The organism is Mesorhizobium sp. M1E.F.Ca.ET.063.01.1.1 (assembly GCF_003998155.1).
Classification (GTDB): domain Bacteria; phylum Pseudomonadota; class Alphaproteobacteria; order Rhizobiales; family Rhizobiaceae; genus Mesorhizobium.
The window spans coordinates 1-472 of the sequence record NZ_RZSC01001580.1 but is presented as its reverse complement, the minus strand read 5'-3'; the positions used below and the strand labels follow the sequence as shown (position 1 = coordinate 472).

1 pseudogene is annotated in these 472 nt (G+C 73.9%); it reads left to right on the top strand.

The annotated features are described in order from the left end of the window. Positions 1-472, top strand: a pseudogene (locus tag EOA29_RS39900) (helix-turn-helix domain-containing protein); the annotation flags it as partial.

Here is a 472-nt window from a genome sequence, read left to right as displayed (position 1 = left end):
CTCTGCGCGACGACGCGCCGGCGCTGGCGCTGCGCGGCATCGCCATGGCGCAGCTCGGCGACTTCGCCAAGGCCAAGGCGCTGTTGAAGAGCGCCGCCCGCGCCTTCAGCCCGAAAGAGGCGGTGGCGCGAGCCCGCTGTGTCGTCGCCGAGGCCGAGATCGCGCTCGTCTCGCGCGATCTCGGCTGGCCGGAGAAGGCGTTGCGGGCCGCCCGAGCGACGCTTCAATCGCATGGCGACCGTGTGAACGCGGCCTATGCCGGAAGCCTCGAGGCGCGGCGCCTGATCCTGATCGGCCGGCTCGACGAGGCCGAACGCCTGCTTGCCGGCTTCGATCCGGCGCCGCTGCCGCCGGTCGCCCGCGTCGCCCACGAGCTCGCCGCCGCCGGCATCGCGGTCAGGCGTCTGAGGACGAAGGTGGCACGCTCGGCGCTCGGCCGGGCGTCGCTCGCGGCCTACCAGGCCAACATTCC